General features: G+C 45.2%; 14 protein-coding genes and 1 pseudogene. 7 read left to right on the forward strand and 8 right to left on the reverse strand.

The genetic code is table 11. From position 1 onward, the window contains the following. Positions 1-41: 41 nt before the first annotated feature. The 5 genes from ACRRS1_RS16985 to ACRRS1_RS17005 form a co-directional block, all read right to left on the reverse strand. On the reverse strand, positions 42-659 hold the full coding sequence (locus tag ACRRS1_RS16985; protein WP_432467318.1) for a hypothetical protein: 618 nt from the start codon (positions 657-659) through the stop codon (positions 42-44). Between the two features lie 155 nt (positions 660-814). Continuing rightward, positions 815-2,713: a transglutaminase TgpA family protein gene (locus ACRRS1_RS16990; RefSeq protein WP_432467317.1), complete on the reverse strand. Its 1,899-nt coding sequence runs from the start codon at positions 2,711-2,713 to the stop codon at positions 815-817. Continuing rightward, complete coding sequence (locus ACRRS1_RS16995; protein ID WP_432467316.1) at positions 2,713-3,681, reverse strand: hypothetical protein; 969 nt, start codon at positions 3,679-3,681, stop codon at positions 2,713-2,715. The genes ACRRS1_RS16990 and ACRRS1_RS16995 overlap by 1 nt, the downstream gene beginning before the upstream one ends. A gap of 2 nt (positions 3,682-3,683) precedes the next feature. After that, positions 3,684-4,604, reverse strand: coding sequence for an AAA family ATPase (locus tag ACRRS1_RS17000; protein WP_432467315.1), 921 nt, complete (start codon positions 4,602-4,604; stop codon positions 3,684-3,686). Positions 4,605-4,786: 182 nt separating this feature from the next. Then, positions 4,787-5,044 carry a CBU_0592 family membrane protein gene (locus tag ACRRS1_RS17005; protein ID WP_432467314.1) on the reverse strand — a complete coding sequence of 86 codons (258 nt, stop codon included), beginning with the start codon at positions 5,042-5,044 and terminating at the stop codon, positions 4,787-4,789. A gap of 1,034 nt (positions 5,045-6,078) precedes the next feature. Between ACRRS1_RS17005 and ltrA the strand changes: the two genes are divergently transcribed. The 3 genes from ltrA (at position 6,079) to ACRRS1_RS17020 (ending at position 9,501) form a co-directional block, all read left to right on the forward strand. Continuing rightward, positions 6,079-7,410: a group II intron reverse transcriptase/maturase gene (gene ltrA, locus ACRRS1_RS17010; RefSeq protein ID WP_432467313.1), complete on the forward strand. Its 1,332-nt coding sequence runs from the start codon at positions 6,079-6,081 to the stop codon at positions 7,408-7,410. Between the two features lie 164 nt (positions 7,411-7,574). Next, positions 7,575-8,384, forward strand: coding sequence for a site-specific integrase (locus ACRRS1_RS17015; RefSeq protein ID WP_432467312.1), 810 nt, complete (start codon positions 7,575-7,577; stop codon positions 8,382-8,384). A 76-nt stretch (positions 8,385-8,460) separates the two neighbouring features. After that, positions 8,461-9,501 (forward strand): IS91 family transposase, encoded by a 1,041-nt coding sequence (locus ACRRS1_RS17020; protein ID WP_432467311.1) that lies wholly within the window; start codon positions 8,461-8,463, stop codon positions 9,499-9,501. Positions 9,502-9,756: 255 nt separating this feature from the next. Here the strand turns inward: ACRRS1_RS17020 and ACRRS1_RS17025 are convergent, their stop codons facing one another. Together ACRRS1_RS17025 and ACRRS1_RS17030 are read right to left on the reverse strand one after the other, a co-directional pair. Then, positions 9,757-10,992 carry a hypothetical protein gene (locus ACRRS1_RS17025; RefSeq protein ID WP_432467310.1) on the reverse strand — a complete coding sequence of 412 codons (1,236 nt, stop codon included), beginning with the start codon at positions 10,990-10,992 and terminating at the stop codon, positions 9,757-9,759. A gap of 116 nt (positions 10,993-11,108) precedes the next feature. Next, complete coding sequence (locus ACRRS1_RS17030; RefSeq protein WP_432467309.1) at positions 11,109-11,474, reverse strand: hypothetical protein; 366 nt, start codon at positions 11,472-11,474, stop codon at positions 11,109-11,111. Positions 11,475-11,802: 328 nt separating this feature from the next. Here ACRRS1_RS17030 and ACRRS1_RS17035 point away from each other — a divergent pair, with 328 nt between their 5' ends. The 3 genes and pseudogenes from ACRRS1_RS17035 to ACRRS1_RS17045 form a co-directional block, all read left to right on the forward strand. Next, positions 11,803-13,032 carry an ISL3 family transposase gene (locus ACRRS1_RS17035; protein WP_432467308.1) on the forward strand — a complete coding sequence of 410 codons (1,230 nt, stop codon included), beginning with the start codon at positions 11,803-11,805 and terminating at the stop codon, positions 13,030-13,032. Positions 13,033-13,066: 34 nt separating this feature from the next. After that, a complete protein-coding gene (locus ACRRS1_RS17040) occupies positions 13,067-14,047 on the forward strand; it encodes an integron integrase (RefSeq protein WP_432467307.1) in 981 nt (326 codons plus the stop codon). Between the two features lie 736 nt (positions 14,048-14,783). After that, positions 14,784-14,909: pseudogene (locus ACRRS1_RS17045) on the forward strand (transposase); the annotation flags it as partial. A gap of 749 nt (positions 14,910-15,658) precedes the next feature. Here the strand turns inward: ACRRS1_RS17045 and ACRRS1_RS17050 are convergent. Beyond that, positions 15,659-15,910 carry a DUF2960 domain-containing protein gene (locus ACRRS1_RS17050; RefSeq protein WP_432452003.1) on the reverse strand — a complete coding sequence of 84 codons (252 nt, stop codon included), beginning with the start codon at positions 15,908-15,910 and terminating at the stop codon, positions 15,659-15,661. A gap of 401 nt (positions 15,911-16,311) precedes the next feature. Here ACRRS1_RS17050 and ACRRS1_RS17055 point away from each other — a divergent pair, with 401 nt between their 5' ends. Beyond that, positions 16,312-18,000: an AMP-binding protein gene (locus ACRRS1_RS17055; protein WP_432467306.1), complete on the forward strand. Its 1,689-nt coding sequence runs from the start codon at positions 16,312-16,314 to the stop codon at positions 17,998-18,000. Positions 18,001-18,048: the final 48 nt, after the last annotated feature.

Raw genomic sequence — 18,048 nt, forward strand, 5'->3', positions numbered from 1 at the left:
AGCAATTACTGGGCTTAACAAGCCAATTACCAATAGCGCCCTTAACTCAGGCGGTACACAAACAAATCATCACGATGACGATAAGGCCTAAATCCCATCTTGATTAAGTACTGCCGATGTTTAGAAATTGTCGTGTAACTGACTATTTTAGTCACTCCTAAACGCTGAAAAAATTCAGAACGATGATAAAGGTAATCACCTGTTTTAAAATCTCGATAAGCCGGAAACACATAATCTAACTTAATATCGAACTCTTGTTGTTGCCGCAAACCCACTAACATACCGGCAGGTTCAGAATTTCGCATCAACAAATAACATTCTTGCCCCGCAACCGAGGCTTCACTAAACTGCGGAAAATACCGCTCAATATCATCCTGATGCTGTTTGATCCAAAATGCCAACAATGGACTGTTCGCCCCGACATCAACCATATGAAACAGGTCAACACGACGAAAAATACCGTACAAGTAATAAATATTGGCGAACACAATAAACAAGTTGAGGAGCGCTACAGGCATTGCGCCAATCACAAAACCATAGCTGGAAAACAGCGCTGCACCGAACATATTTAAACAACGTAACTTCACCAACGAGCTCATGGTTAACGATATTGCCACGACCACCGAAGCCAAATAACCAAACCATTCAACCCAATCCATTAATCCTCCCTTTACTGCACTCTAATCGCTGGACACTTTACGAGCCAGACAGACAATAATCTGGTTAGTTCAAACAAAAAATCAAAAGAATTACACTTTTAAAAAGATCTTTCCCAGCTATGTTGATCGCAAGCCGTCAATAAAGCGTTTCACCGTTATTCAAGGTAGCGACGCTGCTGATAAGCTCGCACCGTTTGGCGTAAGGCGGCAAGATGTTTCGGCGATTCTAGCGCGACACGCGCCACAAACTGATCAAGGGTCTCCCCTGAGCGACGATGAATATCATGTCGTTCGAGTAAGTATAACTGCCAACGTAGCGCCCTTAGCTCCGCCGGTGGTAAACGCCAACGCCAGGGTTTGGCAAGTGCCACTGCACTAAGCAAGATCCCAAGCAACAATAAAGAAGTCGTTAACATCCACAAAGAACTTCCCGGCAAACGCTTTAATAAGCGGGAAAATAGAGACAACTGGCGAGTTTGATCGAAATTGAGCACCCAAGTTGCCCACCAAAAATCGGCTTGTGCCATTAGCAACCTTAATTGGTTTAAACCTTGGCTATACCATAAACCTTGTCCCCAACTATGAATATTTTGCCACTGAGCTGCTGTCGACGGGCTCTGCTGCAAGTTAAATTCAAGCCGATCCGGAGCAATCCAAGCGGTAGGATCAAGCCGCAGCCAACGCTGGCCATTCCAGTACTCTGCCCAAGCATGCGCATCATAATGACGCACCGATATTCGCAATCCCGGTTGCTGCCACTCCCCGCCTAAGTAGCCAGTAACCATTCGCGCAGGGATCCCCATCAAACGAGCCAATACCACAGCACTCTGCGCATAATGCACACAAAATCCACGCTGCTGCCTAAGCAAAAAATCTTCGACGCCTAACCAAGCGGGATACGCGGGCGGGTTTAAGGTATAAACAAAAGCTTGTGCTAAAAACCACTGTTGCATCGCTGCAATCGCTTGTTCGGTGCGCAGAACGGAGCTTTGAGCGGTAGCTTGGGCGCTAAATTGCGAGGCTAAACGACTAACAGCATCAGGGGTCCCTGGCGGTAAAGTGCTTAGGCGACGCTGTTCAGCCTGCGGAAGTGGCTGTAACTCGGCATCGGAAAGTTGCCCAAAACGCAGCAACTGTCGAGCAAAGCTATCACCACTTCGCAACCAGCTACCATCAGCTTGAAACTGCGCGCCACTGCCGTTTAGCACGCTTGGATGAAGAGTTGCCAACCAGTTATTGGACGCTGGTTCCAACAATAATTGGTAGCTTGGGAGCGTAGTGAGCGGCGCGTCGGGCGGCTCAACAATTTGTTTAGCTAAAGCACTGCGGGTCCATTGTTCACCATCGAATTGATCTAATACCATAGCCCGCCAATACAACGATGTGCTGATTTGTGCTTGGCTAAACTCGGCTCGAAATGCAAGTTTGTCGGAGCGAATTAACTGACTAATATCCCCCGCTCGAACCACCTCGGACAAACCGGTTTGAGCAGTGTCGGGACGAGGCATTTTCCATAAGGGTGCAAGCCGCGGTGTCAATACAAATAGCGCCACCGCTAAAGGACTCATTGCCAACAACCATAGCCCCAGCATTTTTCCCTGTTTAAACGATAAACGAACATCCAGAGTGAGCAAAAGCAACAAATGGATGAAGCAAACCAACAGCGCCAACACTGCCGCGAGAGGCTGACTGGAAAACACTAACGAAAATGATGCTAAAAAAAATCCAGTAAGAACAAAAACTTCTAAGTCTCTGCGTTGATGTAACTCAATATATTTCAAACTATAACCGAGCATCACCACATTCACTAACTTGTCGAACAAATCCATCGAGTAACTTAAGCATAAGGTCAGCAATACCATCAATAACAGGATCAACTTCACCCACCTGGGTTTGGGGAGGCTAGCTAAACCTTGTACCACTCGTAAGCGCCACCAACCACAAGCGCCTCCCACCAATACCAGCAACCAAGGCAGATGTGGCATTAATATCAAGGCGCTAGCCAAGTAACAAACCAGAGATAAATGAATACTGCGAGCACCTAAAGTGTTCATCAAGGTACCTCAGCCCCCGCTAGCATCCGCAGAGCAGCTTGTAAGTGTTGGTTACCACTAGCGCTGGCAAGCCGTCGCTGCGCCAACTGTAAACTAAAAGCTTGTTGCTGCTGATTTAGTTGACGAACCCAGAAGACCAGGACCGATAAGGACTGCTCATAGGGTAAATGAACTAAAGCGCGATCGGTCAGCTGCAACTCGAGTGCCGGATTATCACTAAATTCCTTACTTTGTAGACCTCTACCTGCGGCAAATTGCTTCCAGGCTAACAAGCTTTTACGCTCACCACTACGATAAGCCTTTAAGCCAGAAAACTCGTTCGGTTGTGGACCGGTGCTCAGTTGTTCAACATCATGCTCTCCGGCCAACTCAGCCACAGGACAAGGAAAGCCCGAAAGAGGTACCGGATAAGCTGTGATCGTGGCGTTAAAATCAACCCGTGTCCAACATCGAAATAGACCTAAAGGATAAACACTCGAAATATCAATTCGAGGCAAGGGCCAATGGCCACGTTGACTCACGGTAATATCAATCGCCAAGCACCCAGCGCTATACTCACTCGCCTGAGGCCCCTGCCAAGCGCTTAATTGCCCCACGACTGCGAGGGCTCTTTTATCGGCGGTTTTATCCAAGGCTAACAACAAACGTAACGGCTGGTCACATTGACCTTCAGCGGTATAACGTAACTGCAGCAGGCTCCCTGACAAATTCTGATGGCAGAGAATTAAACACAGTAACCACAACGCCAACAGCCACAAACTCAGAGCCAAAATAAGGTTATTTTGGTAGTTGGTCCCAATCGTGAGTAAGGTCATTAGGGTCAATAAAAAAGACCAACCAAAGGCGGTTGGCAAGATAAATAAGTTCTTTCGATTGAGCGTCAACGAAGACGCCGCTGGGATCCGCCGAGCCAACCACGCCTCCACTCGCTGCTTTCGCCAATGCTTTAATCGCTCAGTCAGCCGCAATGCTATTCTCCCGAAGGTAAATCGCGATAGGGATCAACTTCTGCCAAAATATGTTTAGCATAGGCTTCACCACTGTCACCGCGTCCCAAACGATGAGCGCTAACCGCTGTAAAAACCGCCTGTAAATCATCTGGCGAAACATGCTTCTTATGGTGAACAAAAGCCCAAGCTTTGGCGCAAGCTAACAGGGTTAAACTGCAGCGAGGAGACAAAGGATGAGCGCCTTCCAATTGCCGACTAAAGTGAATTAAGCGTAATAAATAATCGAGCAAGGCATCACTACAATGCAGCCGTTGAACCTCATGTTGCAGGGCTAATAATTGCTCAATGGTCAGCGACGATAGGGCTGGCGTGGCATCTTGCTCCCGTTTCAGCATCACCATTTCAGACCCAAGGTCGGGATAGCCAATACTGAGGCGCATTGCAAAGCGATCCAACTGCGATTCAGGTAGATCAAAAGTGCCGAGCTGTTCGCGTGGATTTTGAGTGGCGATCACAAAAAATGGTGAAGCCAGTGGATAGCTGTTGCCATCGGTACTCACCTGTTGCTCTTCCATTGCTTCTAACAAAGCACTTTGGGTTCTTGGACTGGCACGATTGAGTTCATCGGCCAGCACCAAATGATGAAAAATAGGACCCGGATGAAAACTGAATTGTTGAGTCGATGGCTCAAATACCGATACTCCAATGATATCGGCGGGCAACAAATCGCTGGTAAATTGGATCCGTTGAAAACTCAAACCAAAACTGCTGGCCAACCACTTTGCGAGGCTAGTTTTACCTGCTCCGGGCAAATCTTCAATTAATAAGTGCCCCTTAGCCAGTAGACAACTTAAAGCCAAACGCACCACTTGCGGCTTACCTAAAAGCTGTTGCTCTAGCTGACAACTAATTGCCTGTAACTCGGGATGTAAGGATGCCACATGCGTCTACTGCAAATAAGCCATAGTATTAGCATACAAAGCTTTCAGGTTTTTAGGCAATGTTCGTCACTAGAGTTCCGACAAGATCGCTTTAAGCAAGACGGTAAATTATATGTTAAAGGATAGAAGGATAGCCATTAAAGTTAAGCACTCCGTATATAGAATGCTTAACTACACGGGACTTAAGCCATCGTAGGCGAGCGTTTAAGGAATTTGACAATGCCGACTAGCGAAGCACTAATCCAGAACAGCTCAATAATAAAACTGGCTAAATTAAAGTTGATGCATAGGCTAATCAGCAACAATACTGCACCACTGAGATTCATTAAGTTGTAACTGAGCTGTTTTGGGTTTAAGCGTTCTAACTGGAGTAGGAAGAAAGCTCCTACGACTAAAGCGGTCCCCGAAAGGCCGACGATATTGGCAAATAAATGTTGCATAAGATTCTCATTAACAAGCGAACTGGTTCGTCCAAATTGCTGGCCCGCTCCTTGGGGTGGACGCTCTCAACTGCAATGCAGTATTCCCTGAGACAGCTTGTTAGTGGCATATTAAAATGCGAGCGTAATTTACCAGAAATGACAGCTCGATGCAGGTTTATTTTGACAGTTTTTTAGAAAGCGGGCGAATGGTGTCGCTGGAACTATAAAGTGACATAAGGACCTGCGTTACATCTAATGCAAATCCAAAATTTGAACCATAGTTTGACATAAAATAGAACCATAATATGGCATAGTGCATTTCGTATGTTTGCCGCCCCCAAACACACTTTTGGACATTTCCGAGTTAAAGCCTTAACTCTAAAGCGTCTGTTTCGGATAAAAATTTCTATGGGTTAACGCCCAATTAAGGGGTGAACAACGCCTTCACCCAAACCTAAAGCATTGTGCCATAAACACTAAAACTGAAGTAGAAGCAAAAGTGCCAAGCGTTGAGAATCCCTCTTAAATTGTTTGTGTACGCCCAGCATGGGCATGAACTAATGAGGTGAAAGTCCTCTGTAGGAAGGTCACCGTTTAATAACACTTTGATTATTAAACGCTAACTACTAGCGAATGGCAAGGGCGTTACCGTGAGGGAATGTCTGAAGGAAGCCGGACGCAAATCTGCGAGCTGATGAACAAAAACATCATATGAGGCGTAGGCTGGAGGCGAGTTGGCACAAGACAACGAAGCCATGTGATCTAACGGCCACCGTAAATGATGCAGCAGTGCAGAGACAGTGCATGTTCTTATCTGGGGAGATCTGCTTAACAGGCGATCGTTAAACTGACTAGCTTGGCCGCTAGTTCAACAGGCCCGGCACTTAATTCTCATCAACTTAAGTGAGCAAATACGATGAACAACGATAGCGCTATTTGGGGTAACTCAAACGGTGATTAAGCAGAAGTCAGCAGACGGCATAGTAGCCCAACGCCCATCGTAATGGTTGGGACACGGTGAAGGCCTGAACACTTAGAATAAAGGAGGAGCCTTGTTAAACTTGAACACCCATTCGCCGTCCAGCGTAGATGCGATTCAGCGTAATAACTCGCAGCCAACCTTTAGCCAACATCTATTCGAACATATGCTAACGCGGCAGAATATTCAGCTCGCGTGGCAAGGTGTTCGAGCCAATAAAGGGGCTGCTGGAGTGGATAACATGTCCATTGATGCATTTCCTTCTTGGGCAAAACTACACTGGAAGCAGGTTGCTGCTGCGCTGCGTAATGGCCAGTATCAGCCTAAACCGGTTCGCCGTGTGGAGATTGACAAACCCGATGGCGGTAAACGCCAACTGGGGATCCCAACGGTGCTAGACCGTGTTATTCAACAGGCCATAGCTCAAGTGCTTACGCCCATTTTTGACCCTAGTTTCTCAGCTAATAGCTTTGGATTTAGGCCAAATAAGAATGGGCAGCAAGCAGTGAAGCAAGTTCAAGGCATCATCAAGCAAGGCCGACGTTTTGCGGTTGATGTGGACTTATCTAAATTCTTTGACCGAGTTAACCATGATCTGCTCATGAGTCAGCTGGGAAATCGAGTTCAAGATAAACGGCTACTGACACTGATTGGAAAATACCTGAGAGCGGGTTTTATCCATAACCAGTGCTATCAGCAAAGTCGAGAAGGTGTACCGCAAGGGGGACCATTATCGCCCTTGCTGGCCAATATCATGCTCGATCCATTGGACAAAGAGCTGGAAAATCGAGGGCACAAGTTTGCTCGTTACGCCGATGATTTTACCATTTTGCTGAGAAGTCAGCGTGCGGGTGAACGAGTGCTTACGAGCATTAGTAGCTTCTTGCAACGGCGCTTAAAACTTGTGGTTAATACAGCCAAAAGTCAGGTGGTTAAAACGGCGAAGAGTAAGTTCTTAGGGTTTACCTTTAAAGCGGGACGGCTGCAAATTCATGCCAAAACGTTACACCGTTTTAAACAACAAATTAGGCGTCTAACAAACCGTAACTGGGGCGTGTCGATGGGCTATCAGCTATTTAAAGTAAGCCAATACTTGCGAGGATGGATAAACTACTTTGGGATCGCGAATTGCTATCAACTGTGCGTAGATCTAGATCACTGGATAAGGCGCAGAGTGCGAATGGCCTACTGGCGACAGTGGCGAAAACCGAGAACCAAAGTAAGAAATCTGATGCGTAGAGGAGTACATGTTCAAGCCGCGGTAGCCTGTGGCATAACCAGTAAAGGCCCATGGAGAAGCTCGAAAACACCGGGGATCCAACAAGCATTATCGAATGCTTATTTAGCATCCCAAGGTCTATTTGCGCTTCGAGATGGATGGATTAAGCTTCACCATTCTAAGTGAAACGCCCTGTGCGGAGCCGCATGCAGGGTGTTGTGGGGGCTGGAGGCTAGATACCTTCGGCTACCCGATTGAACGAAGCCGCTCTGCGGCAGAGTGCATAGCACCTGATATCTCATACTCAATGTGACACGGCCAATCGGTCGTGATGAATCGGAGTATGCAGCATGAACCCTACCCAACAACATCGTTATCATGTTTTATATAAACAACACCTTACCAATTTAACCTTACAAGGGAAACGACCAGCCACCATTGATGCGTACTCGCGTGCGGTACGTCGGATTTCTGCCCACTTTGACCGCTCCCCCGATACCTTAAGCACCGCTGATTTAAAGGCCTATTTTGCTCAACTCATTAGCAGCCATTCTTGGAGCACCGTGAAGCTAGACCGCAATGGCTTGCAATTTTTTTATCGCTACACCCTCGAGAAACAATGGCAGTGGTTAAACATTGTGAAGCCTCCTCAAGTGAAGCGCTTACCCGATATCTTAAGCCCTGCGCAAGTCGGCTTCGTGATTAGCATGACGTCGCAACCCCGCTATCAAGTCTTCTTCTTGGTGTTGTATTCCATGGGGCTGCGCTTGAGCGAGGGCTTACACTTAAGCATTCATGATATTGATAGTCAGGCCATGCAAATCCATGTTCGGGATGCTAAAGGCGGTAAAGACCGCTTCGTGCCCATGCCGCATCGCACCCTTCAGGTTTTACGTGCTCACTGGCAAAGCCATCGGCATGCGCGTTTGTTATTTCCGCGCCAAGGCAATAACGCGCAAGTGCCCATGGATAAAGGCGGCGTACAAAAAGCCTTGAAGCGGGTATTGCGCGATTGCGGTATTCATAAACCCATTAGCCCGCATTCGCTGCGCCATTGTTATGCCACCCATCTGCTTGAACAAGGCTTGGATTTACGCTCCTTGCAACACTTGCTGGGACACGCCAGTTTAAATACCACTGCACGTTATACCCAGTGTTGACTCAAGTGAAGCAATTAGATGCCGTAAAGGCGGTGAATAAGCTCACTGACTCTCTCACTCTCATGTGGCCGTAACCATGAGCACCTTTATTGATTTACTTCACCAACATGAGGCCGAGCTTGCACCGCTTTTAAGGGCGGATGCTAAACGGGCAATGTATGCCATGCTGCGTTGTAAAACTGAGCAACAAGGTCACAGCCTTTGGCAGTGTGAACATTGCCCGCATCAAGACCAATTGACGCTGTCTTGCGGCCATAGGCATTGCCCGCAGTGCCAACACCATTGCACCACTGGCTGGTTAACTCGCCAACAACACAAGCTGCTACCCACGACTTACTTTATGGTGACCTTCACCCTGCCTCATGAGCTAAGGGCTTTAGCCCGCGTGCAGCCTAAAGCCTTATACCAAATCATGTTCAAGGTGGTATCAAGCCTGTTAAAGGACTTTGCCAAACGCCAGAACCAGGGGGAATTAGGGTTTACCGCCGTACTGCATACCCATAGCCGCCAGCGTAATCTGCATCCCCACTTACATGTATTGGTGGCCGGTGGGCGCTATCACCGTGCGAAGCAGCAGTGGCATCACTGCAACAAGAAGTACTTGTTTAACGCCTTTGCGCTGGCCAAGGTATGGCGAGGGAGGATGCTAGATGCGCTCAATCAACACCCAAACATCAAGTTGCCCCCGCATATCCCCACCAAATGGGTGGTCGATTGTCGCAACGTAGGTTTTGGGCTGCCCGCGCTACAGTACTTATCTCGCTACTTGTATCGCGGGATCTTATCCGATAACGACATCATCAGTACTCATAACGGCCAAGTGAGTTTTAGGTATCTAGATAGCCAAAGCCACACCACCAAAATCCGCACCTTGCCTACCTTAAGGTTCTTAAGGCTTATCTTGGCGCATGTATTGCCCAAGGGATTACAGCGGGTGAGAGATTATGGTTTTTTACGGGGCAACGCCAAACACATATTGCGGCGCATTCAGTTACTCCTGCGAGTGCCGCAACGCGTGAACCTCGCCGCGCTCCAAACCGACAACCACAGCGCGACCCGGCCATGCCCTTGCTGCCAGCACCCCATGCACTGCACAGGCGTGAGTCGAACGAGCTAGCCGAAAGGCGAACAGGATAAGGAGAATGGCAGGGCTTAACATGAGGATGAATACATAAAAAAATAACAGCTTAGCACCATGTATGACAGGTAAAGGCTTAACGCCATTTACCCAGTCTTAGCCAAACTCGCCTTGTAAAAAGTAACAAGGCCTTGGCCCCGCCAACATCAATACCGTTATTTACTATAGAAGGGAGCATCGGGCTTGTTCAACACCCAAATAAGGTGGCGGCTACGCGACACCTATTCTTATTTGTTATATTTTGTTCAACGATTTTAAATTAACCATGTGTAATAAGAAGTTTATTTCATGAAATACTCTAAAGGATTCAATTACTTTCTTACAGTAATCAATCAGTAAAAGTTCTTTACTTACAGTTCGGTTAAGCCCTTCTTTTTTAGGGTAATATTTGATCACCTGATTAGAGGGATCATACTCCCATTTATAATGAGCAGTAGAATTTCTTAATTGATTATCTGCAATATCACTGGATATTTTGAGCCAAGAAGAGTCAATAAAACTAAGTTTTCTACCAAAATCAAGATCTGCGTAAGCTTTCAAAGACTTGGGTTCCAAGTTTTTGTTTTTGGCAGAAAGAGTAACTTCAAATTTATTATGGTCATTTCTTTTTAATAAATTATTTAAACCAGCAACAGTCACAAGCTGTCTTGATAATACTTCTGATATATCTTTAAATAGATCACTAATGTATTCAAAGTCTTTTGTAGATAACAAAAAAGGTAGTTTCTCATCTTCATATTTATCAACATGATCTAAGAATAATGATGGTCTAAATATCACTTCTTTTGACAATATTTTTTGATATATTTTGACGGCATCGTTTATTGAATGTTCAGTAAATTTACTGTTACTAACCTCATCAGTAAACGACTTCAGTGCAGTACTTGATACTTTTTCTATTTCTTTAATTTTATTTAGAAACAGATCAATTGAAGTATTCGTTAATTCTTGAGAGTTAAATGGTTCAATTATTTCGAATAAGTATTTAAAAAGTAGCATTTCTGCTTGAATGTTATCTAAGCTATTTTCTTCAATATTCAGGTAGGATGAAACTTTTCTTGAAAATGGTTTATGTTTCTTTTTTAAATAAAAACCAAGTGTATTTTTTATATCTACTATATTGTCCGAAATAGAATTTAAAAGATGCATATCATGAGCATGTTTCGAGGTATTCAGTTCGCCTCCCATAATATGAGACATCATAAATGGAGATATTAAAGGGTGCGTATCATGTTCAAAAACAGGAAAATCTAAATGAAGATCTATATGGTAACTTGGTTCTTTTATGGATTTTTTTACCCCAGTCATTGATAGCTTCTGCATTTCTGAAACATGAAATGTTGATATTGCTCCGCATTCTTTACAACTCAAATTTAACTCTTGTTCACTTCTATTAGATAAACCAATCCTACATGAGAATGTATTTTCACACTCTTGGCACTCAATAGTTCCTAAGTTTAAATTTCCCATTTATTGCGATATCTCCATAAAAATATAATGCCGCAAGCACGGGCAACGAACAGCGGCTCGCCGCGTCGTGTTCGTTGTCCCCGAGGAGCAAAGCGACGAGTTAGTGACTTGCATTGTTATACGTTCACGCCAAATCCAACAACAAACAAGCCTATGCCAACAAAAGCCAAAAACAGGCAAGTGAATAGTATGTTTGAAGGATGAAATGCAGGAATATGCTGATAATCCTCGTCGATTCTCCGTATCTTGAACTCCGGGAAGTACGTTTGAACCACTGGCCTCAATACATGTGCAATAGTGAAAATGTAGGTTACGAGCATCATGCCCAGAAAAATCGATATGAACGGTACGATTAGCGCCACCTTCCCCTGTACCTCAGGGAAGCCAAGGCGTAAATAGGCCCCCATGAAGGAGAAGTAAGCTAGCGACTGCATGATGTTCTTAATGAGACCTTCATTTTTCGCAATTTTTTCCAATGCCATTACATACCTCCATTTACGTATAACGCTAAGTAGGCCGCACGTGCGGTCTATCCCATTCAATGAGCGCGCGTCCTATCACAAAAAACATGATCTTCATCACGTTCGCTCATCAATTTATGATTTGATATTAACCCATTGTCTACCTTAGTTTTTTACTCGGAATCAATCAATCATCGATCCATTTCTATCATTGATTACTTTGACAAATGACGCAAACGAAACTAAAAATACTGTATATATATGGCTCTTCACCGAATGTAGTGGAAACACTTTCAACAAACATTAATGAGCGAGATAATAAGTAAACGTTCATGAATACCTCGCGACCATGCAAGACACGACGCTTTATCAATCTATTCTTGGATTAACTCATCCTTGGGCTGTTTCATCTGTTGAACTCAATGAGTCAACCCAAACCATCACCGTACGCGTTGACTATGACCGAGGTTCATTAACGGCTTGCCCCTCTTGCGGTAAGGCTGTTCGTCGACACGATACTCGGCGGCGGGTTTGGCGACATTTAGATACCTGTCAGTTTGAAACACGTATTGAGGCTGAAGTACCTAGGGCTGATTGCCCCGAGCATGGGGTACAAACACTTCAAGTGCCTTGGGCCACGAGTAAGAGCCGCTACACAGAGCTGTTTGAGGCTCGCGTTATAGAGATGCTTAAAGTCAGTTCATTATACGCGGTGAGTAAAACCTATCGGCTTAGCTGGGGAGCCATTGACCGGATGATGACTCGGGCCGTTCAACGTGGTCTGACAGCCAGAACCACCATCAACTACCAAGACCTGTTGGTCGATGAAACGGCATTTAAGAAAGGCCATGACTATGTCACGGTATTATCCAATCGTGATGGTCAGGTGATATCGGTTGAAGACGGTCGAACAGGCCTGAGCTTATCTGCTTGCTTTAAGGCATTGCCCCCTGAGTCAACAATGGTTACACGTTCCATATCGATGGACATGAGCAGAGCATATATAAACGCAGCATATGACTACTTCGGTGAGCGGGCTAAGCAAATGATAGCCATAGACCATTTTCATATCGCAAAGGTCCTCACTAAAGCGGTTAATGAAGTGAGAAAAAGCGAACTCATGGCGTTGCCCCAGCATTTAAAAAGAGAGTGCCACCAAACACGGTATGGATGGTTAAAACGAAACAGCCACCTACATGGGACATTGAGAGAAAGAGTGAGTGCGCTGGCCAAAATGATGCAAAACACAGGCTTGAGCTGGATATTTAAAGAGCAAGCAAGAGCCATTTGGTATGGCGATGCAGCTAACGCCAAAGCGGCTTGGAATGATTGGTTAGCACTCATAAAGGTCAGTCAAATCAGGCCGATGATGACAGCAGCAGAAACCGTGAAAACGCACTTAAAGGGCATCATCAATGCGATGCGTTATAAGGTATCAAATGGCTTAGCGGAAGCGATAAATGGAAACATTCAGCGCCTAAAAATACGTTCGATGGGTTTTAGAAATAAAGAACGCTTTAAGCGAGCTATTTTATTTCACTTTGGAGGGCTTGATATGACTTTCCACCAAGAACGGTGAAGAGCCATTTATATACAGATAAAAGGTGCGCAACATGTCAAACACACCATTGCGGCTCCAGCAGCGATTTAGAAATACGATTTATCAGCACCATTACAGTATTCGCACCGAGCAAACCTACTGGCATTGGATAAAACGTTTTTTGTACTTTTATCACAAGCAGCACCCAGCAAAGCTCGGAGCTGCTGATATTGAACGATTTCTAACTCATCTAGCGGTCGATAGGCAAGTCGCTCCGGCGACTCAAAACATCGCATTTAATGCCTTAATGTTTCTCTATAACAAAGTACTACGTATCGAAATGATTGGAATTCAGGCGAAACGCGCGAAAAAACAAGTCAACATTCCCGTAGTTTTTACTCGAGCTGAAGTGAGCCAAGTGATTGCGAATTTACCCGCGGATTATCAGATCATGGCTTCACTGCTTTACGGTTCGGGACTAAGACTCAGTGAATGCTTGAGATTACGGATTAAAGACTTAGATTTTGATCAAAATACAATCACCGTACGGCAAGGCAAAGGAAATAAAGATCGCGTGACTTTGTTACCCCCTAACTTGATCCCAAAGCTTCGCGATAACATTCTCGTGAGCAAAAGTGTTTTTGCTCACGATATGAGTCTACATTATGCTGGAACGACGATGCCTTACGCGTTAGCCCGTAAGTATCCACATTCTCAACGGTCGTTTTCTTGGCAGTTTTTGTTTCCTTCAACTCGCCTGTGTATCGACGCTAGAACAGGTGAGCTCAAACGCCATCATATTCATCATAGTGTGCTCCAAAAAGCAGTCACCAAAGCCGTGCGTAATGCCGGTATAAATAAGCCTGCAAGTTGCCATACCTTTAGGCACAGTTTTGCCACCCACTTATTAGAACAAGGGACTGATTTAAGAACTATACAAGAATTACTTGGCCATCAGGATGTAACAACGACTGAGATTTACACGCATGTTATCGGTCGTCATACCACGGGCGTCAAAAGCCCTTTAGAGTGCTTGGTTCAAGTTGCAAAATAGATGATTTTTGACAAGACCATCGAACAGGTTTTTGCATTCTAGCTGGTGATTAAACTTGGCTCGTAAAATCTGATTCAAAACCATTGTTTTGGTATGGAAAGAAACATGGGTGATTGCGTTGTTCGTTAGAAGGCGTAACACGGAATGGGGCAGAAATGTTTCAGCCCGATCAGGCTGAAACGAAGATGGACAAAACCGAGTTACAAACTAAAACACAATCTGACTGTTCGGTTCACCTCTGATATTGCAAACCATGCGCTAAACAGACATGAATGTGGACCAATTCACTTATACACTGATCGCCAATAAACTAGACACCCATTCTAAAAACAAAAACCTTTTACACTCTCGATAGCCAAGATTACGCTTTTAAATCCCATCATCTTCGCCGAGTAGCGCAAATAAACAAGGGAGCAAAGTTGAAGTCTGTTTGAGCGTAGTGTTTACTTCAACGCCCTTGTGAGTGAGCAACGGAGGAGCTAAGAAGGTGCTGGGTGGCCTTTATTTTGTATACTAAGCTTTAGCCAAGCAAGCTTAGTATATCGCCGTCAGGGCGAAACCCTCACTAACAGATCGATCCAAAACTAAATGATAAAAACGAGACTAACAGCTCCCACAAAAAATAAGTTAACTCACTTTGGGGCAAAAGCACGTTAGTGTTGCGATAACTCGACAAAAACTATTGGTTAGTCATCACTCTTCATTAGATGCATGCTTACCCAGCACGACATACATGACCTTGCCGACCTTCACATTCTTAAAGCTTATCTTGCAGCATATATTGCCCAAGGGCTTACAGCGGGTGAGAGATTATGGTTTTTTACGGGGTAACGCCAAACACGTATTGCGGCGCATTCAGTTAGCACGGTTAACTTTGACGCTAACAAACTTAAAGATGTTTTTATTCGGTGAGGGTTTTCACAAGCTTCTGATGTACATAAAAATACCCATGTGCAACAAACCTTAAACCAAGATACCTTATGTCAAGGTATGGGGCAAATTTGTCACACTATGGGTAAATTATGTCACAGTATGATTCAATTATGTCACTCTATGGTTCCAGCGACAAATGATGGTTCGGCCAAATAAACCCTGAGTCAATCAAAGCCAAATCAATAAAAACGGTAAGATCAACTCGGGCAATATAAAGAATCAGCGAAATAGCTAAAAAACGACTCAGCTGATTCTATTTAACTTAGCGTCGCGCGCGGCGACCCCATAACAGAATAGCCAACATCGCCGACCGCACCCCACCAAAGGCTCCCCCACCGGAAGAGGTAGCATCAACGACTGGTTGGGCACACAGAGTTTCATCTTCTAGCTCGCTGTCACTGCTTGCTATAACTTGGTCAAGCCATGGTGGAAATGGGCCAACAGACGGTGCCTGCTAACTTGTAGGTCCCACCCTCATCGATAAATATCGAACAGCCACAGAGAGCCTTGTCTCTCCCCCTCAATATAGGGAACAGCATTGTTGTCCGCATATAGATTGCCAACCCTGCTTAATGCCAATCAACCAAACAGCGCTGTGCGCCGTATTTCCACTTAAGAACCTAGTTGAACCCCATCTCTGATTAAACAGCTGCCCTTGCCCAACTAACGACAGCAAGCCTAAGTTTTTTCTTCATCTTTTAAAAAACGAATATGACTAAAGCCCAAACGTTGAAACTCTTTTTCACGATATGCTTTCAGGGTTCCTTTATCGCGAGTTGACATGGCAAGCTGTTTTTCCATTGCCAAGAAAGCATGAAGATCGATCCCTTCCGCGGCCGCCACCGCTTCGTGAATGTCATAATATTTATCGAAAGAAAAATTAATCACCTTGGTGGTGTTTTGATAGGTGTATGTAACCTGACGCGCCATTGTAAACCTCTAAAACTAGCTATGCGGCTCGATCATATCGCAAACGACCACAGGATGTTACGTAAATTACAGCGCCCTTAATCGCAATCACCAGTCATAGGTACAATGAGACAAAACCTCCACACCAGTCTAATTAGTGGCCCAAGATATATAGGTTAAAAATCCAACAAGCTACTGTATTCATAAGATTTCTGCTGAAAATTTGGCTAAAGCTATAAAACCTCCCAATAATCGGACGATTTAGCTCAACCATTTACAAAAATGCGCTAGGGTTTATGCAGCTGATAGGCTAACCTTGCGAGCGTTAACAAGTAGCCCATCGTTAGTGAGATCACTAACCCATTGTTGATGCTGAATTTGATCAAGCTGTCGCAATGCTAAACCGAGGGCGAGGATAGAAAATGAATTCAACAGAACAACCTTGGCTAAAAAGCTACCCAGAAGATGTTCCGGCAAGCATTGACACGGAACGCTTCCAAAATATTTTGGAATTATTTGACCATAGTGCCAAAAAATATGCTGAGCAGACCGCTTTTGTCAACATGGGGCACAAACTCAGCTACCAAGAACTCGATCAACAGTCTCTTGCCTTCGCCGCTTACCTGCAATATTTAGGCATGCAGCAGGGGGAGCGGATCGCGCTGATGATGCCTAACTTACTGCAATATCCTATCGCTTTATTTGGCGCTCTGCGGGCGGGTTTAGTGGTGGTCAATGTAAATCCACTTTATACCCCGCGCGAGCTAAAACATCAGCTACGTGATTCTGGCGCCACAGCAATCGTCGCGGTCACTAACTTTGGCAATAGTCTACAACAGGTGATTAAGTCGACCCAGCTCAAGCATGTGATCCTCACCAGCATTGGTGATCAATTAGCACCGCATCGGCGAACACTGGTTAACTTTGTCGTGAAGTACGTTAAAAAAATGGTGCCTAAATACAATCTGCCTGGCGCAATTTCGATGCGTAGAGCGCTCACCCAAGGCAAGAGCTTCGTTTACAAAAAACCTCATCTCACTGGCGATGACATCGCCTACTTACAATATACTGGCGGAACCACTGGCGTGGCTAAAGGCGCAATGCTCACCCATCACAATGTCGTCGCGAACGTGCTGCAAGTCTACTATCACTTTGGGCCTCGCACCCTCTATGATAAAGAGCACGCCGTGACGCCGCTGCCGCTATACCATATTTTTGCCAATACTGTGAGCATGATGTTTATTATGCATATTGGCGGAAATAACTTATTGATTACCAATCCCCGCGACCTCGACAGTTTTGTTCGAGACTTGCGTAATTACCCCTTCACCATGATTTTTGGCCTGAATACCCTATTTAATGCCTTGCTCAATCATGCTGGTTTTCGCCAACTGGATTTTTCGAAGGCTCGCTTTACTATCGGTGGCGGGATGGCTACCCAAAAGCATATCGCCGAACAATGGCAAGAACTCACCCAAATGCCGGTAATTGAAGGTTACGGTTTAACCGAATGTTCACCCGTTGTTGCAGCAGGAACCCACCAGCAGCAATCCTTCATTGCATCTATTGGGGTGCCGATGCCCAGCACGCAAATACGCATTGTCGATGAACAAGGACAAGAACTAGAAATGGGCGGTATTGGCGAATTGCAAATCAAGGGGCCGCAGGTGATGAAAGGCTATTGGAACCAACCCGAAGAAACTGCCGAAGTACTTAGTGACGATGGATGGATTAAATCCGGAGATATTGGCCGGATGGACGAAAGAGGGCATTTCTTCATCGAAGATCGTAAGAAAGACATGATTATTGTGTCTGGCTTTAATGTATTTCCGAGCGAGATTGAAGAAGTGGCTACCTTACACCCCTCGATCGTCGAAGCCGCAGCGATTGGCATTGCTGATGATATCACCGGAGAACAGATCAAATTATTTGTAGTCTGTAAGGCGAGAGTCGGTCGCGAAGAGATTAAAAAGCACTGCCGTAAACACCTCACCGGTTACAAGATCCCCAAATTGATCGAGTACCGAACAGAGTTGCCTAAAAGCAATGTTGGTAAAATTTTGCGCCGGCAGCTGCGCCAGACTAAGCAAGCCCAAACAGAGCTGAACTGAGCCAAGGTTTGTCGCTTGCTTATTCAGTCCGTCATAAAAACCGCGACA

Source organism: Agarivorans sp. Z349TD_8, assembly GCF_050870825.2.
Lineage (GTDB): Bacteria > Pseudomonadota > Gammaproteobacteria > Enterobacterales > Celerinatantimonadaceae > Agarivorans.

Coding starts and splice junctions, on each gene's coding strand:
- ACRRS1_RS17020 (WP_432467311.1), top strand. CDS start 8,461: ATGAGCACCTTTATTGATTTACTTCACCAACATGAGGCCGAGCTTGCA.
- ACRRS1_RS16985 (WP_432467318.1), bottom strand. CDS start 659: ATGGATTGGGTTGAATGGTTTGGTTATTTGGCTTCGGTGGTCGTGGCA.
- ACRRS1_RS17030 (WP_432467309.1), bottom strand. CDS start 11,474: ATGGCATTGGAAAAAATTGCGAAAAATGAAGGTCTCATTAAGAACATC.
- ACRRS1_RS17035 (WP_432467308.1), top strand. CDS start 11,803: ATGCAAGACACGACGCTTTATCAATCTATTCTTGGATTAACTCATCCT.
- ACRRS1_RS17005 (WP_432467314.1), bottom strand. CDS start 5,044: ATGCAACATTTATTTGCCAATATCGTCGGCCTTTCGGGGACCGCTTTA.
- ACRRS1_RS17025 (WP_432467310.1), bottom strand. CDS start 10,992: ATGGGAAATTTAAACTTAGGAACTATTGAGTGCCAAGAGTGTGAAAAT.
- ACRRS1_RS16990 (WP_432467317.1), bottom strand. CDS start 2,713: ATGAACACTTTAGGTGCTCGCAGTATTCATTTATCTCTGGTTTGTTAC.
- ACRRS1_RS17050 (WP_432452003.1), bottom strand. CDS start 15,910: ATGGCGCGTCAGGTTACATACACCTATCAAAACACCACCAAGGTGATT.
- ACRRS1_RS17055 (WP_432467306.1), top strand. CDS start 16,312: ATGAATTCAACAGAACAACCTTGGCTAAAAAGCTACCCAGAAGATGTT.
- ACRRS1_RS17040 (WP_432467307.1), top strand. CDS start 13,067: ATGTCAAACACACCATTGCGGCTCCAGCAGCGATTTAGAAATACGATT.
- ACRRS1_RS17015 (WP_432467312.1), top strand. CDS start 7,575: ATGAACCCTACCCAACAACATCGTTATCATGTTTTATATAAACAACAC.